The sequence below is a fragment of the Pseudomonas mercuritolerans genome, from assembly GCF_025706525.1.
Taxonomy (GTDB): Bacteria; Pseudomonadota; Gammaproteobacteria; order Pseudomonadales; family Pseudomonadaceae; genus Aquipseudomonas; species Aquipseudomonas mercuritolerans.
The window spans coordinates 326,006-351,376 of the sequence record NZ_JAMSHA010000008.1 but is presented as its reverse complement, the minus strand read 5'-3'; the positions used below and the strand labels follow the sequence as shown (position 1 = coordinate 351,376).

At 59.9% G+C, this 25,371-nt stretch carries 25 protein-coding genes, 2 rRNA genes and 2 pseudogenes; 14 read left to right on the top strand and 15 right to left on the bottom strand.

The window, feature by feature from the left end; translation table 11 throughout:
* The 5 genes from ND528_RS22910 to ND528_RS22890 all read left to right on the top strand — a co-directional run.
* Window positions 1-107, top strand: a 23S ribosomal RNA gene (locus ND528_RS22910); the annotation flags it as partial.
* A 156-nt stretch (window positions 108-263) separates the two neighbouring features.
* Window positions 264-379 (top strand): 5S ribosomal RNA (rrf, locus tag ND528_RS22905).
* 147 nt (window positions 380-526) lie between these two features.
* On the top strand, window positions 527-1,186 hold the full coding sequence (locus tag ND528_RS22900; RefSeq protein WP_071173598.1) for a paraquat-inducible protein A: 660 nt from the start codon (window positions 527-529) through the stop codon (window positions 1,184-1,186).
* Window positions 1,173-1,796 (top strand): paraquat-inducible protein A, encoded by a 624-nt coding sequence (locus tag ND528_RS22895; protein WP_071173597.1) that lies wholly within the window; start codon window positions 1,173-1,175, stop codon window positions 1,794-1,796. Before ND528_RS22900 ends, ND528_RS22895 begins: the two co-directional genes overlap by 14 nt.
* Window positions 1,789-4,092, top strand: a complete 2,304-nt coding sequence (locus ND528_RS22890) for a PqiB family protein (protein WP_130910079.1) — start codon at window positions 1,789-1,791, stop codon at window positions 4,090-4,092. Before ND528_RS22895 ends, ND528_RS22890 begins: the two co-directional genes overlap by 8 nt.
* A 177-nt stretch (window positions 4,093-4,269) precedes the next feature.
* On the opposite strand, the gene mksF is transcribed toward ND528_RS22890, so the two are convergent.
* From mksF to mksB, 3 genes are read right to left on the bottom strand one after another with little or no spacing between them, the layout of a single operon-like run.
* Entirely contained in the window at window positions 4,270-7,110 is a 2,841-nt protein-coding gene (mksF, locus tag ND528_RS22885) for an Mks condensin complex protein MksF (RefSeq protein ID WP_263471295.1), read from the bottom strand.
* On the bottom strand, window positions 7,107-7,808 hold the full coding sequence (mksE, locus tag ND528_RS22880; RefSeq protein ID WP_016773189.1) for an Mks condensin complex protein MksE: 702 nt from the start codon (window positions 7,806-7,808) through the stop codon (window positions 7,107-7,109). The genes mksF and mksE overlap by 4 nt, the downstream gene beginning before the upstream one ends.
* Complete coding sequence (gene mksB, locus ND528_RS22875; protein WP_160768349.1) at window positions 7,798-9,078, bottom strand: Mks condensin complex protein MksB; 1,281 nt, start codon at window positions 9,076-9,078, stop codon at window positions 7,798-7,800. The genes mksE and mksB overlap by 11 nt, the downstream gene beginning before the upstream one ends.
* Window positions 9,079-9,320: 242 nt before the next feature.
* Here mksB and ND528_RS22870 point away from each other — a divergent pair, with 242 nt between their 5' ends.
* Both ND528_RS22870 and rimI read left to right on the top strand, forming a co-directional pair.
* Window positions 9,321-10,067, top strand: a complete 747-nt coding sequence (locus ND528_RS22870) for a hypothetical protein (RefSeq protein ID WP_041480020.1) — start codon at window positions 9,321-9,323, stop codon at window positions 10,065-10,067.
* Window positions 10,060-10,512: a ribosomal protein S18-alanine N-acetyltransferase gene (rimI, locus tag ND528_RS22865; protein ID WP_076564123.1), complete on the top strand. Its 453-nt coding sequence runs from the start codon at window positions 10,060-10,062 to the stop codon at window positions 10,510-10,512. Before ND528_RS22870 ends, rimI begins: the two co-directional genes overlap by 8 nt.
* A 117-nt stretch (window positions 10,513-10,629) precedes the next feature.
* On the opposite strand, the gene ND528_RS22860 is transcribed toward rimI, so the two are convergent.
* Window positions 10,630-11,034, bottom strand: a complete 405-nt coding sequence (locus tag ND528_RS22860; RefSeq protein ID WP_130910077.1) for a serine kinase/phosphatase — start codon at window positions 11,032-11,034, stop codon at window positions 10,630-10,632.
* A gap of 140 nt (window positions 11,035-11,174) precedes the next feature.
* Here ND528_RS22860 and can point away from each other — a divergent pair, with 140 nt between their 5' ends.
* On the top strand, window positions 11,175-11,819 hold the full coding sequence (gene can / locus ND528_RS22855) for a carbonate dehydratase (RefSeq protein ID WP_039761245.1): 645 nt from the start codon (window positions 11,175-11,177) through the stop codon (window positions 11,817-11,819).
* 9 nt (window positions 11,820-11,828) lie between these two features.
* Here can and ND528_RS22850 read toward each other — a convergent pair whose 3' ends face one another.
* On the bottom strand, window positions 11,829-12,353 hold the full coding sequence (locus ND528_RS22850; RefSeq protein WP_130910076.1) for an SET domain-containing protein: 525 nt from the start codon (window positions 12,351-12,353) through the stop codon (window positions 11,829-11,831).
* 175 nt (window positions 12,354-12,528) lie between these two features.
* Complete coding sequence (locus ND528_RS22845; protein ID WP_263471294.1) at window positions 12,529-13,701, bottom strand: hypothetical protein; 1,173 nt, start codon at window positions 13,699-13,701, stop codon at window positions 12,529-12,531.
* Window positions 13,702-13,918: 217 nt separating this feature from the next.
* Here ND528_RS22845 and ND528_RS22840 point away from each other — a divergent pair, with 217 nt between their 5' ends.
* Entirely contained in the window at window positions 13,919-14,209 is a 291-nt protein-coding gene (locus ND528_RS22840; protein ID WP_042609686.1) for a nucleotidyltransferase family protein, read from the top strand.
* A gap of 60 nt (window positions 14,210-14,269) precedes the next feature.
* Here the strand turns inward: ND528_RS22840 and ND528_RS22835 are convergent, their stop codons facing one another.
* Complete coding sequence (locus ND528_RS22835; protein WP_263471293.1) at window positions 14,270-15,688, bottom strand: short-chain fatty acid transporter; 1,419 nt, start codon at window positions 15,686-15,688, stop codon at window positions 14,270-14,272.
* A gap of 343 nt (window positions 15,689-16,031) precedes the next feature.
* Here ND528_RS22835 and ND528_RS22830 point away from each other — a divergent pair, with 343 nt between their 5' ends.
* The 5 genes and pseudogenes from ND528_RS22830 to ND528_RS22815 all read left to right on the top strand — a co-directional run bounded on the left by ND528_RS22830 (window position 16,032) and on the right by ND528_RS22815 (window position 20,242).
* Window positions 16,032-17,345, top strand: coding sequence for an MFS transporter (locus tag ND528_RS22830; protein WP_263471292.1), 1,314 nt, complete (start codon window positions 16,032-16,034; stop codon window positions 17,343-17,345).
* A gap of 114 nt (window positions 17,346-17,459) precedes the next feature.
* Window positions 17,460-18,236: pseudogene (locus tag ND528_RS28535) on the top strand (PAS domain-containing protein); the annotation flags it as partial.
* Window positions 18,216-18,776 carry a methyl-accepting chemotaxis protein gene (locus ND528_RS28530; protein ID WP_241663599.1) on the top strand — a complete coding sequence of 187 codons (561 nt, stop codon included), beginning with the start codon at window positions 18,216-18,218 and terminating at the stop codon, window positions 18,774-18,776. The pseudogene ND528_RS28535 and the gene ND528_RS28530, both read left to right, overlap by 21 nt.
* Window positions 18,777-18,936: 160 nt before the next feature.
* Window positions 18,937-19,536, top strand: a complete 600-nt coding sequence (locus ND528_RS22820; RefSeq protein WP_263471291.1) for a flavin reductase family protein — start codon at window positions 18,937-18,939, stop codon at window positions 19,534-19,536.
* Between the two features lie 73 nt (window positions 19,537-19,609).
* The gene (locus ND528_RS22815; protein ID WP_130910070.1) at window positions 19,610-20,242 is read left to right on the top strand and encodes a LysE family translocator; all 633 of its coding nucleotides are present in this window, start codon (window positions 19,610-19,612) and stop codon (window positions 20,240-20,242) included.
* 5 nt (window positions 20,243-20,247) lie between these two features.
* Here ND528_RS22815 and ND528_RS22810 read toward each other — a convergent pair.
* From ND528_RS22810 to ND528_RS22780, 8 genes and pseudogenes are all read right to left on the bottom strand, one after another.
* A pseudogene (locus tag ND528_RS22810) lies at window positions 20,248-20,397 on the bottom strand (transcriptional regulator); the annotation flags it as partial.
* 156 nt (window positions 20,398-20,553) lie between these two features.
* On the bottom strand, window positions 20,554-22,386 hold the full coding sequence (ggt, locus tag ND528_RS22805) for a gamma-glutamyltransferase (protein ID WP_263471290.1): 1,833 nt from the start codon (window positions 22,384-22,386) through the stop codon (window positions 20,554-20,556).
* Window positions 22,387-22,602: 216 nt separating this feature from the next.
* On the bottom strand, window positions 22,603-22,851 hold the full coding sequence (locus ND528_RS22800; RefSeq protein ID WP_150638764.1) for a bacteriocin immunity protein: 249 nt from the start codon (window positions 22,849-22,851) through the stop codon (window positions 22,603-22,605).
* A 50-nt stretch (window positions 22,852-22,901) separates the two neighbouring features.
* Window positions 22,902-23,171 (bottom strand): bacteriocin immunity protein, encoded by a 270-nt coding sequence (locus ND528_RS22795; protein WP_076564114.1) that lies wholly within the window; start codon window positions 23,169-23,171, stop codon window positions 22,902-22,904.
* Entirely contained in the window at window positions 23,168-23,434 is a 267-nt protein-coding gene (locus ND528_RS22790; RefSeq protein ID WP_263471289.1) for a bacteriocin immunity protein, read from the bottom strand. The genes ND528_RS22795 and ND528_RS22790 overlap by 4 nt, the downstream gene beginning before the upstream one ends.
* Before the next feature lie 97 nt (window positions 23,435-23,531).
* Complete coding sequence (locus tag ND528_RS22785) at window positions 23,532-23,807, bottom strand: bacteriocin immunity protein (RefSeq protein WP_130910067.1); 276 nt, start codon at window positions 23,805-23,807, stop codon at window positions 23,532-23,534.
* Between the two features lie 6 nt (window positions 23,808-23,813).
* Entirely contained in the window at window positions 23,814-23,984 is a 171-nt protein-coding gene (locus ND528_RS28305; RefSeq protein WP_330221322.1) for a hypothetical protein, read from the bottom strand.
* Between the two features lie 25 nt (window positions 23,985-24,009).
* Window positions 24,010-25,062 (bottom strand): S-type pyocin domain-containing protein, encoded by a 1,053-nt coding sequence (locus ND528_RS22780; protein ID WP_263471288.1) that lies wholly within the window; start codon window positions 25,060-25,062, stop codon window positions 24,010-24,012.
* Between the last annotated feature and the right edge of the window lie 309 nt (window positions 25,063-25,371).

Sequence of the window (25,371 nt, the reverse complement as noted above, 5' to 3'; positions counted from 1 at the left end):
TGAGTTCCCTGAAGGGCCGTCGAAGACTACGACGTTGATAGGTTGGGTGTGTAAGCGCTGTGAGGCGTTGAGCTAACCAATACTAATTGCCCGTGAGGCTTGACCATATAACACCCAAGCAATTTGCTGACCTGAAAAGGCACCAGATTGCGGTGTGTGAAGACGAAACGAACCGAAAGTTCGAAACGCACAAACACCGACAGCTGTCACATACCCAATTTGCTGAAGCGAGACCATCTGGTCACGAGTCAGTACCCGAATTTCTTGACGACCATAGAGCGTTGGAACCACCTGATCCCATCCCGAACTCAGCAGTGAAACGATGCATCGCCGATGGTAGTGTGGGGTTTCCCCATGTGAGAGTAGGTCATCGTCAAGATTAAATTCCGAAACCCCAATTGCGAAAGCAGTTGGGGTTTTGTTTTGCCTGCGAGAAAGTTTTTAGAAACGAAGCGAACAAAATTGCACAGTTATTTTCGAAGCAGAACACTAGAATAGCCCCATCTTTATCGGAGCCAGAGCCTGTATGTCAGAATCGGTTGACGCCCCCGGGCTGTCAGATTTACCGCTGGAAGACTTGATAGCCTGTCACGAGTGCGACCTGCTGATGCGCAAGCCGACACTTGCCCATGGTGAGAAGGCTCTCTGCCCGCGCTGCGGCTACGAGTTATATGCGCACCGCCATAACGTGGTGCAGCGCAGCCTCGCGCTGGTAATCGCCGCGTTATTACTTTACGTACCGGCAAACTTTTTACCCATCATGCAACTCAATATCCTCGGGCAATCTTCGCAGGATACGGTCTGGAGTGGCGTAGTCGGCCTGTTCAACACCGACATGCAAGGTGTGTCGATTGTCGTCTTCCTTTGCAGCATGGCCATACCGTTACTCAAGTTGTTGTGCCAGCTGTTTGTCCTACTTACGATCCGCTTCAATGTCGGCCGTAGTTATGGCTTGTTGCTCTATCGTATTTACCACCACCTCAGAGACTGGGGCATGCTCGAGGTCTACCTCATGGGCGTCCTCGTCGCGATCGTGAAGCTGGCGGATATGGCAGCAATCACCGTCGGCCTCGGGCTGGCATGTTTCATTGGCTTGTTGTTGGTACAAGTCTGGCTGGAGGTGGTGATGTCACCGCATCAGATCTGGCAGGCATTATCAGGAGAGGATGCCCATGCGGGCGATTGATGCGGGCATTCTGGTGTGCACCGAATGCCACGAACTGAACAAGCAGGAAGCTGACGTCGATGAGCAAAGCTGTACCCGCTGCGGCGCGCAGGTGCACGCTCGCCGCCCCAACAGCCTGACCCGCACCTGGGCGCTGTTGATCACGGCAGCCATTATCTATATTCCGGCCAACGTCTTGCCGATCATGACGGTCAGCTCCCTGGGCCAGGGTGAACCGAGCACCATCATGTCCGGGGTGATTGAACTGGTGCAGCACGGCATGATTCCGATCGCAAGCGTGGTGTTCATCGCCAGTATTCTGGTGCCCACGTTCAAACTGGTCGGCATCGCGCTGCTGCTGTTTTCCGTGCAGCGCCGGCAGCCATTGTCGGCCCGTCAGCGCATCTGGATGTACCGATTCATCGAGTTCATTGGCCGCTGGTCGATGCTCGATATTTTCGTGATCGCCATTCTCGTGGCGGTCGTCAACTTCGGCCGGATAGCCAGTGTCGAAGCCAATCTGGGCGCCGTCGCCTTCGCCTCTGTGGTGATTCTGACGATGCTCGCCGCAGTAACTTTCGATCCCCGACTGATTTGGGATAACACGGAGTCGGACGACGACCATGACTGATTTGCCTGTAGCGAAAACCCGACCGGCTTCGAACTGGTCGGCCATTTGGGTGCTGCCTCTGATCGCGCTGATCATCGGCGGCTGGCTCGGCTGGCGTGCCTGGTCGGAAACCGGCATCGAAATACAGGTGCGCTTCGAAAGCGGCGAAGGGATCCAGGCCAACAAGACCGAAGTGGTTTACAAAGGCATGCCGGTCGGCAAGGTCAAGACGCTCAAGCTCGACGATGAAGGCAACTCCAAAGGCGTGATCGCCACCATCGAAATGAACAAGGACGTCGAGCAGTACCTGAAGACCAGCACTCGGTTCTGGCTGGTCAAACCGAGCGTGACCCTGGCCGGTATCACTGGTCTGGAAACGCTGGTCTCGGGTAACTATGTTGCGATCAGCCCGGGTGAAGGCGAGCCCGTGCGCAAGTTCAAGGCACTCGCCGAAGAGCCGCCGCTGTCCGACGCCAAGCCCGGCCTGCACCTGACCATCAAGGCCGATCGCCTCGGCTCGTTGAATCGCGGCAGCCCGGTGTTCTACAAGCAGATCAAAGTCGGCCAGGTCAAAAGCTACGTGCTTTCTGAGGACCAGAGCACCGTTGAACTGAAGGTGTTCATCGAGCCGACCTACGCCAAACTGGTGCGCAAACACACACGTTTCTGGAACGCCAGCGGCATCAGCATCGACGCCAACCTGTCCGGTGTGAAAGTCCGTAGCGAGTCCTTGGCCAGCATCGTCGCTGGGGGCATCGCCTTCGCTACGCCGGAGAATCGCAAGGACAGTCCACCGACTGACCCGAGCCTGCCGTTCCGTCTCTATGAAGACTTCGACGCCGCCGCTGCCGGGATTCGCGTAAAGGTCAAACTCAGCGACTTCGAAGGCCTGCAGGCTGGTCGCACGCCGGTGATGTACAAAGGCATTCAGGTCGGCAACCTGAAAGCGCTTAAGGTCGATCCGGATCTGAACAGCGCAACAGCCGAGCTGACCCTTGATCCGTTGGCCGAAGACTATCTGGTTGAGGGCACGCAGTTCTGGGTGGTCAAACCGTCGATTTCCCTTGCCGGTATTACCGGCCTGGAAGCGCTGGTGAAAGGTAACTACATCGCCGTGCGTCCGGGCGACAAAGGCGCTGCGCCGAAACGCGAGTTCGAAGCGCGACCGAAAGCACCGCCGCTGGACCTGCGTTCGCCGGGCCTGCATCTGGTGTTGTTCACCGATTCGCTGGGTTCGATCGATGTCGGCAGTCCGATTCTGTACAAGCAGGTCAAGGTCGGTTCGGTGCAGAGCTACCAGTTCTCCCGAACCAAGAAGCAACTGGTCATCGGCGTGCACATCGAGAAGGAATACGAAAACCTGGTCAACGCCTCGACGCGCTTCTGGAACGTCAGCGGCATTACCCTCACGGGTGGCTTGACCGGCGGCATTCAGGTCAAGAGTGAATCCCTGCAAACCCTGATGGCCGGCGGTATCGCCTTCGAAACGCCGCAGGCCAATGCGCCGTTGAAGAAACGTATCCCGCGCTTCCGTCTGTTTGCCGATCACGATGAGGCGAACAAGAAAGGCGCGGTAGTGACGATCAAGGTTGATCGCGCTGACGGCTTGAGCAGCGGTACGCCGGTGCGTTTCAAGGGGCTGGATGTCGGCAAGATTGAAAGCGTCGATCTGACCGATGACATGCAGTCGGTGATCCTCACTGCTCGCATCACTGAAGTGCCGGAGAAGATTGCTCGAGTCGGCAGTCAGTTCTGGGTGGTCAAGCCGGAGCTGGGCCTGATCAAGACGCAGAACCTGGAGACGCTGGTCACCGGTAAATACATCGAAGTCCAGCCGGCAGCGAAGAATCTCGGCCCGCAGAAGAACTTCGTTGCCTTGGCCGAGGCGCCGGAAGTCACCAAACAGGAAGCTGGTTTGAGTCTGGTGTTGAGCGCCGCACGTCGTGGTTCGCTGAAGCCCGGCGTGCCAGTGACCTATCGTGAAATTACCGTCGGAAAGGTGACCGGTTATGAATTGGGCCAGACCGCTGACCGTGTATTGGTCCACATCCTGATCGAGCCGAAGTACGCGCCACTGGTGCGCAGCGGCAGCCGCTTCTGGAACACCAGCGGCGTGGGCTTCGATTATGGGTTGTTCAAAGGCGTGACGGTTCGGACCGAATCGCTGGAGACGCTGATTCAGGGCGGGATTGCCTTCGCCACCCCGGATGGCGAGCGCATGGGCAACCCGGCGCGGGCCGAGCAGACGTTCCCGTTGTTCGACAAGTTCGAGGATGAATGGCTGACCTGGGCGCCGAAGATTCAGCTTGGTAAATAGTGGCGTTTGTCGAATAGCCTTCGCGAGCAGGCTCGCTCCCACAGGGGAACGCGTTCCAATTGTGGGAGCGAGCCTGCTCGCGAAGGGGCCAGCCACATCAACACAAAATCCAGACCATAAAAAAGGGCCGCGATCCCATCAGATCGCGGCCCTTTTTTTGCCTTCAGCTAAAGCCGATCAAACCGCATCCAGCTCCGGCTCGTCCGCCTGCACATTCAGCGTGGCCTTGACCACATCATGGCGGCGGATGTACTTCCAGTCCGCCTCATCGATGTAGATCCCCGCCGGGCCGCTGCCGCCTTCCAGGTCGATCGCGACACTGGCGCAGACTTGCGGCTTCACACTCGCCAGAATCGGCACGAAGCCTAGTTGCAGACTGGTTTCCAGCAGCGCCGCCTGGTTCTTCTCGTCGATGTCCGCCGCCTCGTCGAGGTAGTACGGCAGACGCACGCGGCCGGCCAGATCGCGATCCATCAAATGCAGCAACAAGTACATGTTGGTCAGTGCTTTGATGGTCATGGTCGTACCGTTGGACGCTGCGCCATCGATATCGGTGTGGATCACCGGTTGGCCGTTGACCTTGGTGATCTCGAAGGCCAGTTCGAACAAATCCTTGAGGCCGAGCTGGTTGTGGTTCGCCGCCACCAGCCGCGCGAGGTATTCCTTAGCCTCTTCGTTCTTGTTGTCCTGCTCGGCGCTCTGGCTGAGGTCAAACACCGACAGGGTTTCGCCTTCTTCGTACTGCCCGGCGCTGTGGATGATCTGGTCGATGTGCTTGAGCGCTTCCTTGTTCGGTGCGAGGACGATGCGGAAGCTCTGCAGGTTGGATACCTGACGCTTGTTGATCTCGCGGTTGAACAGCGCCAGTTGATGCTCGAGGCTGTCGTAATCGCTGCGGATGTTGCGCAGGGTGCGGGCGATGTCGGTGACCGCCGCGCGGCGCGCCTTGCCCAGGGTCAGCGCTTCATCGGTGCGGTGTGCGTAAGCGTTGATCAGCAGCGACAGACGCCGCTCCATGTCGTCCTCGCTGTCGAACTTGGCCACACCTTTCAGACGCACCTGCGCATACAGCGCCTCGATCTGCCCATCGGCACGCAGCAGACCCTGCCAGCTGTCCTGATAGTCGTTGAGCAGCGGCAGCAGGTTGTCCATCGAATCATCGACCGGATCCATGAACGGCGTACCGAACGGCAGATCCGCTGGCAGCAACTGACGACGACGCAAGGCATCGTCGAGCGTACGTTGCTTGGCCTCCATGTCGGCGATCTGCCGGCCGACCAGTTGCAGCTTGGCCGACAGTTGCTGGACGCGCTCGGTGAACGCATCGCTGGAGCGCTTGAGTTCGTCCTGCGCGGCTTCCATCTGCGCCAGTTGCTCGAGCTTGTCGCTTTCTTCGGCGCTCAAGGTTTGCGTGCGACGGAAATCTTCCAGCGCCTTCTGCGCGTCCAGCACCTGCTGGTACAGCGCCTCGGTCTGGGTCTTGCTCGCGGCGCGGTCGGCGGCCACGGCCTGCTGGGTTTTCAGTTGCTTGAGCTCTTTTTCCAGACGCTCTTTCTGATCGCGCAACGCGGCGCGGTCGGCCAGCGCTTGCAGGGCCGGCGGCTCGATGTGCGAGATGTCGATGGACAGGCCCGGCACTTCGAAGCGCTCGCCCTTGAAGCCATCAAGAATCAGCTCGACCGATTTGACCCACTCGCCGTTTTCGTCGAGGGTGATGCCGTGCTCGCCCAGCGGCAGGCTGAACAGCGCGCTGTTGAACAGGCGCATCAGGCGTTCGACGTCCTGTTGCGAGAACTCTTCGCGCAGACGGGCGTAGCTGTTGTTATCAGCGTGATCGAGTTGCTGCTTCACCGACTTCAGGCGTTTTTCCAGATCGCGCAGACGCTCTTCGAGATCTTCGGCGCTGAATTGACGCGACTGCGCCAGGGCACCGGCCAGTTCATCGTGAGCATCCTTGGCGGCGAGCAATTGTTGCTCGAGCACTTTGACGTCATCGACCAGGGCGAAGCGGTTCTTCAATACCGACAGCTCACCGAGCCAGCGCTGGATGCCGGAAATTTCCCGCTCCAGACGCATCAGTTCCTGAGTACCACCGCGTTGATCGTTCTGCAGATCGTCCTGCTCGCGGCGGTAGTGCTCGGCCTGGATGCTCAGCTCTTCCTTGCGCGCCGTGGCGTAGTCCGACCAGGTGCCGAGCAAGGAGTCCAGCAGCGGTGACAGGCGATGCAGCTTGCCGCGCAGCACATCGCGCTGTTTCACACCGTTGGCCAGCGCTTCAACCAATGGGCCGGCGGCGACCAGCGAGTTGTAGTCCTGCTCCATGCGCCGCACGTCGCGGAAGGCTTCTTCGCACGCGGCGATGTAATCGACGCTGCCCGAACGCAGGCTGTGTTCGAAGGCATCGAGGAACAGCTGCTTGAGCTTGGCCGCGGTGATTTCGCGCATGTGCAGCAGGTTGATGAACAGCGCGCGGAAGGTCTTCAGGCTCTGCTCGCTGGTGGAGCGCAGCGGGATCAGCGTCAGGTCGAGCGGGATCGACGTGTGGCCGCCAACCAGCAAACGGCGCAGTTCGTCGGGCTTGAGCTCGTAAGCCTTCAGGCCTTCTTTTTCGAGATTGCTGAACAGCTCTTTCTGACGCAGGCACGTGTCGTTTTTCTGGTAGTGGGCCAGATCGAGCTTGCCGGCGTAGGCGAAGAACTGGTGCCCGAAACCGCCGCCCGGGCCGCGACCGACCACGCCGATCACGTGGGGGCCGTGGGGCAGATTGACTTCAACGAGGATGTAACTGGTGTCGGAAGCGAAGTAGAAGCGCCGCGATTGTTCCAGGCTGTACTTGCCGAAGCTCATGTCGGACATGCGCGCCAGAATCGGGAACTGCAAGGCGTTGATCGACGCTGACTTGCCGAGGTTGTTCGCGCCGTAAACCGACAGCGGTTCTTCCAGCGGGAACAGACCGAGGCTGTAACCGGCGGTGTTCAAAAGGGCAAAGCGGCGGATGCCGTAGCGTTCCTGGCTCATGCATCGGACTCCTGTTCTTCGGCAATGGCGCGGGCCAGTGCGTCTTCTTCGCTTTCTTCTTCAAATTCGGAAAGATCGAGCGGATCGTCGGTTTCGAGGAATTTCGCTTCGGCTTCTTCGTCGATCAGCACCGGTGCCGGCAGCGGCAGAACGCTGTGGACGCTGGCTGCGAGGTCGCGGTCCTGCTGTACCGACAGACACACGTCGAGGAAACGGTGCATCGGCGGCAGGAAGCGGTAGACACCGTTTTCTTCGCCGGCAAAACCGAGCTGGGTCATGCGGCGCATGATTTTTTCTTCGAGTTCTTCGACGGTCTGCACTTCGGCCTGGATGAACAGGTCGCGGTATTTATCCAGCAGCGACGGCAATTCTTCGCGGCCGAGGCTGCCGCCGTCGAGCACGGCAATCGGGTCGCGGCCCTGGTCGGCCAGGTGCTCGACGAGGATGAAGGTGAACAGCGCCAGCCGCTGGGCGGTCTTGTTCACCGCTGCGGCGGCCATATCCGGCACGAAGTAGTAGAAACCACGGGTGTCGCAGACCAGTTCAAAGCCCAACGCCTTGAACAGCGTGCGGTACTGGTCCTGGAAATTCGACAGTTGTGCATACAGCTCAGGATCACGGCGGCTGACGTGGTAACCCTTGAACAACTCGCGGAAAATCGGCGCCAGTTGCGACAGTTCGGAAAGATCAAGATGCATTTGGGATGCTCGCAGAATCCTCGGCGGCGGTGTCGCTGGCCGAGAGCAGGGCGAAGGAGCGCAGGCTGACCTGGTGCTCGTGAGTGTGGTATTCGCGGCGTTCCAGACGCTCGCGCTTGAAGCGTTTTTCCCGCGACAGGCGCGAGAACCAGTAAAGCAATTCGTCGGTGGCGCCGTCCGGTTCCTGCTCCAGCAGCCAGGTCATCAGATCCGGCATCGGCAGGGATTCTTCGCAGCGATCGACCATCTCGCGCACGGTGCGCGGTGCACGTGGGGCGTCGCCAGCCTTTTGGGTTTTGTGCGCCTTGGGGAAGCGCGCCGGTTTCGGCTCGAAACGCGCCAGCGCGTAGACGTAGGCTTCGACCTGACTGGCGCTGCCCAGGAAAGTGCTCTGTGGGCGGGTGAACAGCGGCATCGCCGCTTGCGGTACGGCGTCGATGCCTTTACGGCGAATTGCCGCCAGTGCCAGTGCGGCGCCGCGAGTGACGGCATTGTGCCGACGTGCTTCTTCACGCAACGGCAGCAGCAGCTCGCGGGCATGGCGCAGGGTCAATTGCGCGCTGGTCTGCATTTCGAGGATGCGCGCGTGGGTGCGCAGGAGCATGTCGTCATCGACCAGATGGCCGAGGCGCTGCTGTTCGCTGAGCATCTTCAGCAGCACCGTTTCGACCTTGCGCACGCCTTGCTCGAAGGCACCGTCGGCGTTGACCAGATCGATCATCGGCTCGACGTATTCGTCCCACGTCGCCAGGACTTCGGCGTACCGCTGACGCAGCGGAATCTGCCGGTCGCTGGTCTTCGCCCGTTCGGCCACTGCCACCAGGGCTTGTTCATCGTTGTCGAGTTTCTTCAGGACGTCGCGCACGCGCATGTCGAGCAAGCGCAGCTGGCGCGCCAGATCGTTGCCGTCACGAACGTCGAAAGCGTCCTGGATATAACCGGCCAGACGCTCAAGGTGACGCAGGTAGGCTTCGATTTCCAGGCACAGACCGAGGCGGTGTTCGCGGCGCAGGTAGGCGAGGAAGTCGTGGATCTGCGCGTTGAGCTCGAAACGGTTCGGGCTTTTCGCCACCGGAACCAGAATATCGAGGCGAATCCACACGTCGAGCAGGCTGGTGATGTCCTGCGGCGTACTGTCGAGTTGTTGGGCGGCCAGTTGCGTGCGCAGTTCGTTGAGGCTCAGGGTGCCTTGGTCGAAGTGCTCGCACAGTGGCTCCAGAAGTGCCCAGTGTTCAGCGAGGGCGCGCAAGACGCGCTTGGGTTCGATCATCGGAATGGCCGGCTGGTTGGCGATTAAAAGCGGCGATTGTACTGCATCACAGGCGCGGCGATTCACTCTCGGGACGGGCTGTCGCATTCTTTGCCCAAAGGGCAGCGGCGCAGCGCAGCGCGGGGTATCGATCAACAGCGAGCGATCTTGTGCGAAGGGCGGTAGAATCAGCGCACTTTCCGTTATCCACAAGTGGCCGACCTTTGCTTATCGAGTCCCGCCGCCGCGCCTATTTGAACGCCATGCAGGTGGTCAACTGGCTGCCGCGCACCGAACTGCCTTTCGCCGCACCGTCGCGGCCCGAGCTGCTGGAGATGCCCGAGCCTGAGCTTGAGGTACCGGTTGTTCCGGCGCCTCAGGCCGAAGCACCGGCGCAGCCTGCCGCGCGTCAGGCCGAGCGACCGAAAATCGAGGTGCCGCGTCCGTCGCTGGCCAGTACCCGCAACGGCGCCAAACCGGTGGAGGAAGTCGACGACACGCCGGTGGTGGTCAAGCCTGCGCCAGTGCCGCCGCCGCGTTTCGCCCTGCAACTGCTGCGCGCCGGGCGTTGCCTGCTGCTGGTCGAGTTACCCACAGGCGAAGCGTTTCAGAGTCGCGATCCGGCCTACCTGCTGCTCAAGGACATGCTGCGCGCCGCCGGTCTGCCGGATGCGCCGCAAATCGTCGGCGAACCTGTGCGCTGGCCGTGGCTCAATCGCGGCACGCTGGATCAAGGCCCGGAAGCGGCGCGCGACTTCGTGCAAGGCTTCCTCTCGGTGCAGATGGAAGCGGCGCCCTGCGCCTGTCTGTGGCTGATCGGCCTGCCGGCGGTGAAATTTGCCGGGGAAGCGGACGCCGAAGCGTTCAATAGTGAATTGCAGATCGAAGGTCTGGGCCTGGCCTGGGCGATTCCCGGTCTGGAACTGTTAATGGAAGAGCCACAGCGCAAGGCCGCTGTGTGGCAAGCCATGCGTCGGCTGATGGCGCGCTGGAAACAATCCGATGAGTGAGGCTGTAACCTTTCGCCCGATGACCGAGGCGGACCTGGACGCTGTGTTGAAGATCGAATACGCCGCGTACAGCCATCCGTGGACCCGGGGCATCTTTCTCGATGGCCTGGGCAAATACCAGATCTGGCTGATGTTCGAAGGGCAGCAGCAGGTGGGCCACGGCGTGGTGCAGATCATTCTTGATGAGGCGCACCTGCTCAATATCACCGTCAAGCCGGAAAATCAGGGGCGCGGGTTGGGCCTGACGTTGCTTGAGCATTTGATGTCGCGGGCGTATGCGGCCGAGGCTCGCGAATGTTTTCTCGAAGTGCGCGACAGTAATACTGCTGCGTTCAGGTTGTATGAGCGTTATGGCTTCAACGAGATCGGCCGGCGTCGCGATTATTATCCGGCGGTGGGCGGGCGTGAGGATGCGGTGGTGATGGCCTGTACCTTGGTGGATTAAGCCCTGTAGGAGCTGCCGAAGGTTGCGATTTTTTGATCTTGCTTTGGATTTTGCAAAAAAGTCAAAAGATCGCAGCCTTCGGCAGCTCCTACAGGGAGCGAGTTTCAACTCAGCTGATCAGCGCTTGCCATCCAGCGGATCCAGATCCGCCAGTTCCGCTTCATCCAGCCCGTCACCGCCGCCGATGTCGTTTTCACCGACCTCGCTCAAATCCCAATCCGCCGGATTGCCTTCGCCGACTTCCTCGGCATCGCGCGCACCATCCTCGCGAATCAAAGTCTCAGGGCTCAGGTCATCATCAGTCGGCTGGTGATCGTCCACCGAGGCCCCGGTCATACCCGCCTCACGCACTCGCTCAGCAGGCATCAATTGTTCACGTTCACGCTCGGGCAGCTCATCGCCGATCTTCGCGCTGGGCTCTTCGTCGTCAAAGTCCAGCTCGTGCACCGAGCCCATGCGGTCTTCGTTATCATCGATGGGTTCCGGTTGCACCGCATCATAAGGGCGTCGTGAATCAGTCATGGCAATTCCTCATAGTGTGGGCCTTACTGAGTGGACTCACCGGGCGCGCGAGAATTCCAACGAAAACACTTTGCGCTGGCGGCGTGACTTCGACGGGTGGTCGTCTATCAAACCTGCGCATCTTTCTTGAGGCCTTATCCATGCACGATCTACAAGACCTGATTGATAACAACGAGCGTTGGGCTGACGCGATCACCAAGGAAGACCCGGATTTCTTCGCCAAACTGGCGCGCCAGCAGACTCCGGAATATCTATGGATCGGTTGCTCCGACGCACGCGTACCGGCCAATGAAATCGTCGGCATGCTGCCGGGCGATCTGTTCGTGCACCGCAACGTGGCCAACGTCGTGCTGCACACCGACCTCAACTGCCTGTCCGTGATCCAGTACGCGGTTGATGTGCTCAAGGTGAAGCACATCCTCGTCACCGGCCACTACGGCTGCGGCGGTGTGCGTGCGTCGATGCAGGATCGCCAGTTTGGCCTGATTGACGGCTGGCTGCGCTCGATCCGCGATCTGTATTACGAGAAACGCGAAGAGCTGGCCAAGCTGGCGACCGAAGAAGAGCAGGTCGATCGCATGTGCGAACTCAACGTGATCCAGCAAGTGGCCAACGTCGCGCACACCAGCATCATCCAGAACGCCTGGCATCGCGGCCAGCCCCTGTCGATCCACGGCTGCATCTACGGGATCAAGGATGGCCGCTGGAAAAGTCTCAATACCACCATCAGTGGTTTCGAACAGTTGCCGCCGCAATACCGTTTGCGTCCGGTCGGCGCGCCGTAACCGTAGCTTTCAGCTTCGGCCTGGATGCCGCCAGCGCTGTAAAAAGCGCTGGCCTTCAGGCGTGGGTGGTTCGTCGTAACCGGTGATCCACCCACGGCAGCGCGACGCGCCGCAATCGCAGGCGAACTGGCGTAGCAGTTTGTCTTCGGTCGATGCGTAATCGATGCTCAGATGTTCGCCGCTGTGGATATCTTTCAAGGCCCACAGCCACAACTCGCTCATGTCGAGAAATACATTCGGGTCGCAGGCGTGTTCCAGCACCCCGCAAAAGCGCGGATCGTAAACGTGGATGCCGGTTTGCAACTGGCGGGTCTGTCGACAGCGATAGGGCAGCAATTGCCCGGAAACCCGGCACATTCGGCTGATGCGCAGAAACTCACGGCGCGCGACCACTGCCGTGGCAACGCCTCGTTCGTTGCGGATGATCTGGAAGTCATCGCAGGATGGAAAGCCCAGCCGCACGGGAAGTCCGGCGAAGGGATAGATGCCTTCGGTGTCGCGCGTCGAGTGCCGGCCCATGGCTTGATTGTTCATAACAGTCCTTGTCGGTGGGTATTGCCTCCGGGTTGTGCCCATGCCTCGCCTGGCGATGCATGATTGGATCCAAGCGTCGCGCAATTGAAACTACTGGTCTACTGTCAAACCTGACAGGCGCGATCGCCGTTATCCCGCGTCAGCATTGGCTGACACGGGGTTACTGCGGCAACGATTACAAAGCAGGTGCGGGCACGGCGGCCGCAGGCAGTGGCGCTTTCAGCTGTTGCAGTTGCGTCTTGACCGGTGGCGTTGCGCACTTGGCAGCGGCTTGTTCGGCGCTGAGATCGCGAATCGAGGTATAGAACAACTCGCAGGTTTTGACCTTTTGCGTCACTTGCCATGTTTGCGTGCAACTGTTCAGCGTGGCCTGCGCATCGCTGCCCGGTTTGCTGCCCATCCCGGCCTGCCAGCAGGCCGCGCTCAGATCCTGACCCATGACTTTCAGGCCCGCCGCGTCAGCCTTGGCCTGGGCATCGTCGCCGGTATAGCTCTTCGGATCGGCGGCGTACCAGATATAGCTCGGATGGTTGGAACCGAGCACCGGCACGTTCACCCCTTCGCTCGGACTGATGCTTGCCAGACCCAATACGCCCACCGTCGGCCCATACTGTTCCTTGATCCAGTTGCGCACCGGCGCCCCGAACGCAACCATCGGCAGCGTCGTGCCGCTGGCGGTCTTGCTGAACTGCTTGACCAGCGTGGTCTGGTAATCCTTGAAGTAGTCATAGACGTCCTCCAGATCCCCGCCGGCGTTGGACGGCGCGGCGATCGGCGCGATGTCGATGATGGTCTGATAAGCCGGCGTCTGCCCGGCAGGGATGCCGTTATCGGTCAGCAAAGTCGCCCAGCGGTCGGTGGTGTTCGAGCGCAGGTAGTCCTGCGCCTGGGTCAGCGAGTAGTCAGGCGGGAAGTGCAGCAACTCGACGCTCTTGCGATTTTCCAGCGCCATGCCCAGCGGCAGGAACAGATACCAGCTGTAGGCCCACTTGCCATCGGCATTCAGTTTGCTGGCGCCGGCATACGCCAGGTCGCCGGCATCGAGCAACGCCGACAGCGGCTTGTCATAGCCGTCCGGCACTCCGGTGATCTCGGCGTAAAGCTGATCGTTGTCGGTCTTCACCAGCACCTTGGCATCGGCGTAACCGTCGCGCTGTACGCTCTGGCTCAAGTAATGAGCGACGGTCTGCTCCAGCGTCCAGTTGCGGAAGCAGATCACGCTGCAATTGTTGGGGTAGGCGAAGAGCCGGGTGACGCGCTCGGTGCTGCCCAGTTTCACGTCGACATCGGCGTGGGCGGCGGCGCTTAGCGTCAGTGCAACGAGGGTAAGTCCTGCGAGTTTGAACATGCTCAGATCCTTTTCAGCGTGGGTTCCCCTCGATTTGGGGGCGCTTCATAGTGGATCAGCGGTGTTTGACAGAAAAGCGGTTGAGTGTGGATTCTTGCCTGAATGCGGTATGACCCAAGCAGCGCACATATTGTTACGGCTGTGCCAACAAGCACGCTGCCTGGTGCGCGTCCGCACTGCTAGACTGCAGCGACATCGAATTTTCCAAGGGTGAGTCATGAAGCCTTCTACTGCTCTCGACATGCAAAGGTCCGCCGTCCGCGAAGTGATCGGGCGCTTTCGTGTGGCCAACCCGCGTGTATTTGGTTCAGCATTGCTGGGGACGGATCTGGACGGTAGCGATCTCGATCTGCTGGTTGACCCGCTGCCCGGCACGACGCTTTTTGATCTGGGCGGGCTTCAGGTTGAGCTTGAAGACCTGCTGGGTGTTGCGGTCGAGGTGCTGACCCCCGGCGACCTGCCAGTGAAATTTCGTCAGCAGGTGCTTGATCAGGCGCGACCCGTCTAAAGCAGCGATCAAACCAAGTTTTAAGAGCACCTGCCCTTGAGCAGGTGCGTTTTTATCGACTTACGGCATCACCGGCGGCGTATACGCCAATGTCGTCCCCAGCGCCCACAACAGCAGCAGCACCAGTGGCGTGTGCACCAGCAGTTGCACGAACGAGAAGCCGATCAGATCCCGCGCCTTCAACCCGAGCACGCCCAGCAACGGCAGCATATAGAACGGGTTGATCAGGTTCGGCAGGGCTTCGGCGGCGTTGTAGATCTGCACCGCCCAGCCGAGGTGGTATTGCAGGTCATTGGCCACTTGCATCACGTAGGGCGCTTCGATGATCCATTTGCCGCCGCCGGACGGGATGAAGAAACCGAGAATCGCCGAATAGACGCCCATCAGCAGCGCATAGGTGTCGTGGGAGGCGATGCTGACGAAGAAAGTCGAGATGTGATGCGCGAGGGTTTGCGCATCGGCGCCTTTGACCGTGGTCATCAGCGCGGCGATCGAGCCGTACAGCGGGAACTGGATCAACACGCCAGTGGTGGTCGGCACCGCACGGGCCACCGCATCAAGGAAGCTGCGCGGGCGCCAGTGCAGCAGCGCGCCGAGCATGATGAACAGGAAGTTATAGGTGTTCAGGCCCGAAATCGCGGTAATCGCCGGTTTGGTTGAAAACTCGTGAAACAGCCATCCCGCCCCCAGCAGCACCAACACGATGATCAGCAAAGGGCTGTGTTCCAGCCATTCGCCGGGGCGCGTGCGCGGTTGCAGCGGCGGCAGGTTGAACGCCGGGTCGATGCCGCAGGCCTTGGCGTCGCGTGCCGAATTCGGCCCGGGCGCGGTGGCGTAGGCGATGATGATCGAGATCACGATCAGCGCCAGCAGCATGACCCCGGACTGCCAGAGAAAAATGGTTTCGGTGAACGGGATTACGCCAGTGATCGACAGGATCGACGGCGGCAGGCTGCCCGGGTTGGCCTGCAACTGTGCGGCCGACGATGACAAGCCCAGCGCCCACACCGCGCCAAGGCCAAGGTATGCCGCAGCACCGGCGGCGCGGTAATCCATTTTCAGATCGGTGCGGCGGGCGAGGGCGCGTACCAGCAGCCCGCCGAATACCAGCGACAGACCCCAATTGAGCAGCGAGGCGACCATCGAGATCAACGCCACCCAGGCCACGGCGGAGCGGCCGTTCTTCGGGATTCGTGCCAGTTTGTCGATCAGCTTGACTGCGGGCGGTGAGCTGGCGACGACGTAACCGCCGATCACCACGAAGGCCATCTGCATGGTGAACGGGATCAGGCTCCAGAAGCCGTCGCCGAAGGCCATCGCTGCAGCGGTGGGTTTGGCGCCCATGGCCAGCGTGGCCAGTGCAACGATGATCACGGCCAGCGCGGCGAATACCCAGGAATCGGGAAACCAGCGTTCGGCAAAACTTGAACAGCGCAGGGCAAAGCGCGCGGAGCGGCTATCTTCGATATCAACGGCCACGGGAAGTACCTCGGATTTTTTATGGTTATTTTGATCCGTGGGAGCAGTCGCCCGGCTCGACAGCCACAGAGATCCCCTGTGGGAGCGAGCCTGCTAGCGAAGGCGTCGGCACATTCAGCATCAGGTTGTCTGAACTGACGCTTTCGCGAGCAGGCTCGCTCCCACATGGGCGGCTGGTCGGTGTTGGCGTGGTCCCTTGGACAGGCGCTAACAGTAAATCAAGCGCCGCCCTTTTGTTGAGCAGGTTTTCGCAAACCGAGACTATGGTCTGACGGGTTGTCGATCCGCGTTTTTGCGTAGACCATGAGCGCCTTGGTTTTTGCCGATGCCTGAGTTCTTTGTCATGACTGCCAATTCTCCAGCCCGACCGGCGCCGTTCAGCCGCTCCGACTACAAGACCCTCGGCCTTGCGGCGCTCGGCGGGGCGCTGGAAATCTACGATTTCATCATTTTCGTATTCTTCGCACTGACCCTGAGTCAGTTGTTCTTCCCCCCGGAAATGCCCGAGTGGCTGCGTTTGCTGCAGAGTTTCGGCATCTTCGTCACCGGTTATCTGGCGCGGCCGCTGGGCGGGATTCTGATGGCGCATTTCGCCGACCGTCTGGGCCGCAAAAAGGTGTTCAGCCTGAGCATCCTGATGATGGCGCTGCCGTGCCTGCTGATCGGGATCATGCCGACCTACGCACAGATCGGCTATTTCGCCCCGTTATTGTTGTTGGCGCTGCGCATTCTGCAAGGCGCGGCGGTGGGTGGTGAAGTGCCGAGTGCCTGGGTGTTCGTCGCCGAGCATGCACCGACCGGCCATCGCGGCTACGCCTTGGGCTTTCTGCAGGCCGGCCTGACCTTCGGTTACTTGATCGGCGCACTCACCGCGACCTTCCTCGCGCAGGTGTTCACGCCTGGCGAAATTCTCGATTACGCCTGGCGCTATCCGTTTCTGCTCGGCGGCGTGTTCGGCGTGGTGGGCGTTTATCTGCGCCGATGGCTCAGCGAAACCCCGGTGTTCATGGCCATGGAAGCGCAGCGCGAGGCGCGGGTCGAGCTGCCGTTGCGCACGGTGCTGGGTGAACATCGTCTGGCCATGCTGCCGGCCATGTTGCTCACCTGCGTACTCACCTCGGCGGTGGTGGTCTTCGTGGTCATCACCCCGACCATGATGCAGAAAACCTTCGGCATGACCGCCAGCCACACCTTCGGCCTCAGTGCCTTGGGCATCGTCTTTCTCAACATTGGCTGCGTGATCGCGGGGCTGCTGGTCGATCGCATCGGCGCCTGGCGCACGGTCATGCTCTACAGCCTGTTGCTGCCATTGGGCATTGGCGTGTTGTATGGCTGTCTGATCCTGGGCGGGCATTGGATCGGCATGGCCTATGCGGTCGCCGGTCTCGCTTGTGGGGTAGTGGGTGCGGTGCCTTCGGTGATGGTCGGGTTGTTCCCGGCGCGGATTCGCGTGTCGGGCATTTCCTTCACCTACAACATTGCCTACGCGGCGTGGGCGAGTATCACGCCGCTGTTGCTGATTGGTCTGATGCCGTGGAGCCCGTGGGTCTGCGTAATCTTCTGTGCAGTGATGGGCGCGGTGGGAGTTCTGACAGCGGCGTATTTCGGTGCGCGCATGCCACGTACCGGACCGTGTCAGGCTGCCGGCGCTGCCTGAGCCGCAAGCGCCGGATTATTTTCGACTGACGGATCTGGCGCTGGCTTCAGAAAAGCTGCGCAAGGCCGATGGCTAGGTTGTATCCGCTAACTACCCTGCCATCGGTGCTTTCCCATGTTCAATAAACGCTTGAAACAAGAGCTGGCCGCTCTGCGCGAAGAACTCTCCAGCCTTGTACAAGTGAAGGAAAGCCTGGAAAGCGAAATGCTCGCGCTGACCCTTGAGCCCGACGGGCGGATTCGTTCGGTCAACCAGAATTTTCTTGATGAAATGCTCTACAAGAGCCAGGACCTGGTCGGCCGGGCAATTGAAGACATCGTGCCGGCCCACGTCAAAACCGACGAATTCCATCAGCGCTTCAAAAACTCGATGAGCCGTGGTGAGCACTTCGCCGGCGCCGTGCGCCTGTTGCGCGGCAATGGCGACGAGGCGTGGCTGCGTTCCATCGTGCAACCGGTGCGCTCGTCCGATGGCCGGATCAGACACATTTCCTTCTACGCCAGCGACCTGACCCGCACCATCGAAGCCTCCCGCGAGCATGAGAACCTGATCGGCGCGCTGGTGCGCTCTACCGCCGTGATCGAGTTCGATCTTAACGGCAATGTGCTTAGCGCCAATGATCGGTTCCTCAACGGCATGGGTTACAGCCTGGCGCAGATCAAAGGCAAACATCACCGCACGTTCTGCGCCCCGGAAGAATACAACAGCGCCGAGTACCAGAACTTCTGGCGGCGCTTGAACAGCGGCGAATTCGTCGCAGGCCGCTTCAAGCGTATCGACAGCCATGGTCGTACGGTGTGGCTGGAGGCGTCCTACAACCCGGTGGTCGATGCCAACGACAGACTGTACAAAGTGGTGAAGTTCGCCACGGTGATCACCGATCAGGTCAACCGCGAGCAGGCGGTTGCCGACGCGGCCAGCATCGCTTACAGCACCTCGCAACAGACCGACAGCACCGCACAACGGGGCACCACGGTCGTCACCGAAGCGGTGAACGTGATGCGTGATTTGTCGCGGCACATGCAAGCCGCTGGCGAAGGTATCGAGGCGCTCAACGAGCAGTCGTTGGTGATCGGCACGATCGTCAAAACCATCAGCGGCATTGCCGAACAGACCAACCTGCTGGCGCTCAACGCCGCGATCGAAGCCGCCCGGGCCGGCGAGCAGGGCCGTGGTTTTGCCGTGGTCGCGGACGAGGTCCGGCAACTGGCCTCGCGCACCAGCCAGGCGACGGACGAAATCGTCGGCGTGGTACGACAGAACCAGGAAATGGCCCGCAACGCCGTGGCCCTGATGACCGACGGCAAGCTCCAGGCTGAACAGGGCCTGGCGCTGGCGGCGGAGGCGGGCACGGTGATCGTCGAGATTCAGGACGGTGCGCAGAAAGTGGTGGATGCAGTGGGGCAGTTTGCCAATCAGCTGTCTCACTGATCGACACTGATCAACTGTGGGAGCGAGCCTGCTCGCGAAGGCGATTCAACATTAATGTTGGCTGACACGCCGCTTTCGCGAGCAGGCTCGCTCCCACAGGTTCTGTGTTTCGCCAGTGACAACGCTACAATCGGCTCCTTTTCCTCTGGAGCAGATTCCCATGAGCGTCTCCCACCGCCGTCCGGTGCCCCTGAACAAAGCCTACCGCCTGCTCAACCACGGGCCGACCGTGCTGGTCAGCGCCGCTCACGACGGCCAGCGCAACATCATGGCCGCCGCCTGGGCCATGCCGCTGGATTTCGAACCGCCGAAAGTCGCCGTCGTCCTCGACAAATCCACCTGGACCCGCCAGTTGCTCGAGGCCTCCGGCACCTTTGTGTTGAACGTGCCTTGCGTCAATCAGGCCGATATCGTGCAAACCGTCGGCAACACCTCCGGCCTGGAAATCACCCGCAACCAGGGCCGGGACAAGCTTCAGGCGTACGGCCTACACACCTTCGCTGGCGAACAGGTTGAAGCGCCGCTGCTCGACGGCTGTGTCGCCTGGCTCGAATGCCGCCTGCTGCCGGAGCCGCGCAATCACGAGCAGTACGACCTGTTCCTTGCCGAAGTCATTGCTGCCCAGGCCGATGAGCGTGTGTTCAGCGATGGGCGCTGGCATTTCGAAGGGCAGGATGGATTGCGCACGCTGCACCACGTTGCGGGCGGGCATTTCCTGAAGATTGGGGATGGGGTGGATGGCAAGACGTTGGCGGTTTAAATGACGTTGATGGAAAACCGTCAGCGGATGTAGCAAGGTAGAGGCTTCATTCCACTGCTCAGGCGCAACGCTCATGGATGTTTCTGTTGCCGGTTATCTTGCCCCGTTGCTGTCGCTGGCGCTGTTGTGGACGGTGGCGGTGGTCACGCCCGGGCCAAATTTCTTCAACATTGCGCAACTCGCGGCCAGTCACTCGCGCCGACATGGCGTGGTGGCTGCGCTGGGTGTGGCCACCGGCACGGTACTGTGGGGCCTTGCCGGCGGCTTGGGAATCAAGACGTTGTTCAGCGCCGCGCCGACCCTCTATCTGGGCTTCAAGATTGCCGGCGGTTGCTACCTGATTTATCTGGGGCTGAAGCAATTCAAGCGCAAGGCTACGGTTGCCCCCGGTACACCGGCTGCGCCCCGGCAGACTTATTCCGGCGTCTACGCTCGCGGTTTCCTCGGCAACATGACCAACCCGAAATCGGCACTCTTTGTCGCCACCATCTTCGCCACCGCCATGCCGCCCCACGTACCGCCGCTCCTGCTGGCGCTGGCCGTGCTGACCATGGCCACGCTGTCGTTCAGCTGGTATTGCAGCGTCGCTCTGTTCTTCGCCAGCCGCCGGGTTGCTAGTGTCTACGAGCGGTCACGCCAGTGGCTGGATCGATTGGCAGGTGGGTGCTATTTGTTGTTTGGGGTGCATTTGGTGGCGAATCGCTGACATTGCCGGGCTTCATAGGCTTCGATGAGGTTAATCATTTCGTTGAAATAATCACCCTCAGAGGTGCCAGGTTCCGGCTCACTGTCGAACAGCGCAGAAACCTTTTTGAGTGCCAGTCTGTAATCTTCTTCGGTATGGATCGGGCTCGGATTCATGGTTGCTCCATTTTCTTACGATCTTTGCTGATTGAATTTAAGCCAAGCAACTATTTTTCGGGGTAGGAAAAGGCGACTAGGGACATATGAACAGAGCCAATCGCCGAAAAAAAAGGCCTACCTCCCGGTAAGCCTTTTCTGCCCACTTCGTAATACTCAATCCCCCAACGCCTCTCCCTCACGCCGAGGATCGGCACCCCCCGTCAATGTCGCTTTGCCCTGCGCATCCTTCACCCGCACGATCGCCTGGGTGCCGCTGGTCATGTCGATTTCGCTGACCGTGTGGCCCTTGTCCTTGAGTGCCTGAATCAGCGCCGGGCTGAACTGCCCCTGTTCCAGTTCGGTCGGGCCATTGCGGCTGCCGAAGTTGGGCAGGTTGATCGCACTTTGTGCATCGCGGTTCCAGTCGAGCAGGCCGATGGTGGTTTTCGCCACGTATTCGATGATCTGCGAGCCGCCGGGGGAGCCGACCGTGGCGACAAATTCACCGGTGTTGCGATCAAAGATCAGCGTCGGCGCCATCGACGAGCGTGGGCGTTTGCCCGGTTCGACGCGGTTCGCGACTTTCTGCCCGTTCTCTTCGGGGATGAACGAGAAGTCGGTCATCTGGTTGTTCAGCAGAAAACCCTGAACCATCAGGTGCGAGCCGAACGCGGCTTCGATGGTGGTGGTCATCGACACGGCGCCGCCGAGATCATCCACCGCGACCACTTGCGAGGTCGAGATGCGCAACGGCGAGCGGTCCGGTGCGTAGGCAACCTGTACGCCCGGCGGTGTGCCCGGTTTGGCGCTGCCCATGCTGCGCTCGCCGATCAGGCTGGCGCGGCTGGCCAGATAGGCAGGATCGAGCAACCCTTTGACCGGCACCGGGACGAAGTCGGTGTCGGCCACGTATTGCGCGCGATCGGCATAGGCCAGGCGTTCGGCCTCGGCGATCAGATGCACCGCTTGCGGCGCCGGTTCGATGCCGGCTGGCCTATTGCTGTTCACTGGTTTGAGCGGGGTCAGCGACAGGCGTGGGTCGCGAGTCTCCAGCGCCTGCAACGTGCCGAGAATCTGCGCCACGGCGATCCCGCCCGACGACGGTGGCGGCATGCCGCAGACCTGCCAACGCTTGTAGTCGGTACACAGCGGCGCGCGCTCCTTGGCCTGATAACGCTGCAAATCGGTCAGCGACAGGCTGCCGGGGTTGGCGTGCTGTTGAACCTTGGCGACGATCTCTTCGGCGATCGGACCGTTGTACAGCGCATCGGCACCTTCGCTGGCGATGCGTTTGAACACGGCGGCCAACTTCGGGTTTTGCAGGCGCGTGCCGACGGCTTTGACGCTGCCATCGTCATTCAGGAAGTACGCAGCCATGTCTGGCGACTGGCGTATCAGTGGATCGGCAGTCAGCAGCGAATGCAGGCGCGGGGAAATCGCAAAGCCTTGCTCGGCCAGTTTGATCGCTGGCTCAAACAGCTTCGCCCATGGCAAGCGACCGTGTTGTCGATGCGACAGCTCCAGCGCCCGCAATACCCCGGGCGTACCGACCGAGCGCCCGCCGATCTGCGCTTGCGTGAAAGCCATCGGTTTACCGTCAGCCTTCAGGAACAGCTTCTCAGTGGCCCCGGCCGGCGCCGTTTCGCGGCCGTCATAGGTGCGCACCTGCTTGCCATCCCACAACACAATCATCGCCCCGCCACCGATCCCGGAAGACTGCGGCTCAACCAGCGTCAACACCGCCTGCATCGCAATCGCCGCATCAATCGCCGAACCACCCTGACGCAACATCTCCCGCCCGGCCTCGGCCGCGAGCGGGTTGGCAGCAGCGGCCATGTGTTTATTGGCGTGTCGGGTTTGCAGATCAGTGCGGTAACCGGAAGCGGCTTCCGGCGCCAGCGGCAAGGAAGAAGAGGGCGGGGCGTTGCACGCGGTGAGGGTCAGAGCGCTGACAAGCAGTGTCAGGGCTAGCAGGCGAAAGCGCTTCAAGGGCTGGGCTGGAAACACGCGGGATCTCCGTCCGTGGAATAAAAGTCATGGAGGACTTTATCGAGCGGGCCGGCGGGGTGCAAACCGCGTGGGGATTACAGCCCTCCCGCTCAGCGGCCGCGCCAGTCGATTGGCCGAAAACGATGCCCTTGTGGGAGCGAGCCTGCTCGCGAAAGGGGTAACTCAGGCGATGCGATCTTCTTGAGAGTGATGCAGGGTTAGTGAGTCAGAAACTTATTGCTTGAAGCCGGGTAGACCATGGGTAGAGCGCCACTTTTTCACGATTTCGGTAATGCTCTCGGCTGTTTGTTGTTTCATGTCCTCGGGCCAATAGATAAGGTCAGTGCCCGCTGGGTGCTCACACAGACGTACAAATTCAAACAACAGCGGATCGAGAATCTCGTCTGGGCTTGTGTTGGCTGCAAGAACAGATTGCACAAATTTCAAGAATTCTGCTTCGGTGTAGTCGGATATGTTAGTCATGACATTCCCAAGTTGTAGTTCCACAGTTCAAATGAAACGGGCGGCTGGATTCATGTCTTGAATCCGGGTAGTCGATTCGCTTCGCGCCATGCCATGACTGTACGAGCTATTCCGGCAGATGTTGTATCTGCTCCGGGCTCGGGGTAGAAGATCAGGTCTGTTCCAGCGGGGTGGCCGGTCAAAGCCCTGAATTCCGCCAGCAATCTGCCAAGCTCCTTGTCAGACCCACTTCTGTTGACTGCTCTTATATTTTTCACGAAACAGATGAATTCTGATTCTGTGTAGTCAGCTATGCTTTGCTTGGTGCGTTTTCTTATCATTGCTTGAAGCCCGACAGCCCATGGTCACTACGCCATTTCTTCAATGACTCAATGATTCCCTGTGCCGAGTCATCGGCGCCATTTTCAGGGTAAAAAATCAAATCGGATCCTCTTGGATGTCCACAAATCAAATTGAAGTGAAGAACGATCTTGCTTTCTTCTTTCTCGCTCCCCTCATTTCCGACAATGCGCTCAAGGAGGTTGATGAATTCTTGCTCGGTGTAATCTGACAAATCGTCTTTAATAAGGAATTCCGTTGCCATTGCCTATCTCATGCACGAATCTTGGATGTGTTGAGACGCAATAAATCGTGAGAGCCAAAGTTAACTCGATGGCTCGAACCCTCAACGACACGACTTATCAAGAGTCTTTGAACCCGGATAATCCCTGTGCTGCTCGCCAGTCCCTGACACTTTGCATTACCCCCACAGGCGAGTTATCAGCACCAGGCTCCGGGTAGTAGATCAAGTCCGATCCTGCTGGATGCTCGCTGATTGTCTCGAAGTGTGCCAACAGTAAATCAGCACGATCATCGTTTTCAGCCTCTTCATCCTCTTTCGCGAGCTCTTGTAGTAGCGCGACGAATTCGGCCTCTGTGTACTCAGAAATGCTGGCTTTTAATAAGGTGTCTTTCATATTTGCCTATTCACGCCGGTGTATATCTATATGGTTCCGAGGAGTATTTACTCGAAGGTTATCTAGGTCATATACGCCACCGCCCTTGGATATTTTTTCGAGATGGTGAATTTCATAAGACTTTCTACCGCCGACTCTATCGGCTTTACGCACACGTGGCGCCTTACCCTTACGCATGCGACCAACATTCTGTTCAATCAACTCACCCCCCCGATGCTGACTCTGCAACCGTTTTCCAAAAGGTTGCTCTGAATGAGTCGAAGCTTTTGAATTCTCGTCCTCGTAGAGAGTTGGCAACGTCTGTTGGAATCGGAACCCCCACGCCCGAATCAGCCCCCGCAAGCCATATCCCCGACACATCCTCACCCACCCCCGTAACGATCCCCGGCGTCTGCCTCGCCGGCCTCGAATAAACCACATACAACGACTTCAGCCCGGTGTCCGCCGGGAACACCAGAATACAATCCTCGGCCGTTACATCCTCGCCCGGCAGACCCTCAATCTGGCTATCGGTGTTGTCCGGGATCGGGTGGACGAGGATCGGGCCGAGTGCCTCACCGTGGTCGGGATAAACCAGCGGAGGCATCGACCCCAACGGCCCGCGTTGCGGCGTCCAGAGAATGGTGATGCCGTTGAGCTTGGCCTCCATGGCGGTCTTGTCGGCGTTCCAATTGACGCTCACCGTGCGTACGGCGTCATCGCCAGAGGCGCCGGAGTGGATGCCGTAGACCCGCAGAACACCTTCGGCATCACGACGAAACTGGAAGCGCACGCGCGTGGTGGCGCGGCTCATGCGGCGTAGTTCTTCGTCGGTGTGAAGCGTGCCGTCGGCCATTTTGCTCGGCAGCATTCCCAGCACGAACACACTGGCCGGCCCGCCGGCGCCACGGATGGCCCAGTTCAGGCGCTGTTGCAAAATCCCGCCGCCGGCCAGACGCCCCAAAGCCAGGTCGGCGCCTATTGCCGTCGCGACAGCGGTACTGGCGGAGGGCATGAGCATGGCGCCAGCGACCATGATCTTGCCGAAGTTACTGGCTGGCTCCTCGGCAGTGCCAGCGTCCGTGCGACACCAGTTGTCCGGCGTGCAGGACTTGGCAAAGACCCTGTCTTCGCGTGGCTTGGGCGCAGGCCACTCATCCTTCTCGATGTACACCGGCTCCGGCGCTTTCGGTGGAAGCAAAGTAAACCAGGCCCTGCCACCGCTATACGGATTTAAAAACCAGTCATCGTCGAGAAGGTATTTGTATTGAGGCATGCCAACTCCCTGCATGGCGCTGGATCGAGCCAGGGGAGCTTGTCGGTCGAAGGGCAATTCGGGGAGAGAGGGGCGGGTGCTTGAAGTGATGAAAAATCCAGTTCTTACGTGAGCAGAGCCTGCTTCCTACAGGGCTATCTCAGTCCAGCGGTTTTGCGCCTGGGTCAGGCGAAATTATCGTCGGTCGCGGCTGTAGTCTTTTCGTTTGAATGGCTGATTACGCCGGATTTCTCGTACAGATTATTCAGGTCGACAGCCTACGCGGCGTTGCCTGAGGATGTTTTCTGTACGGTTGCCAGGAGGGGCTTC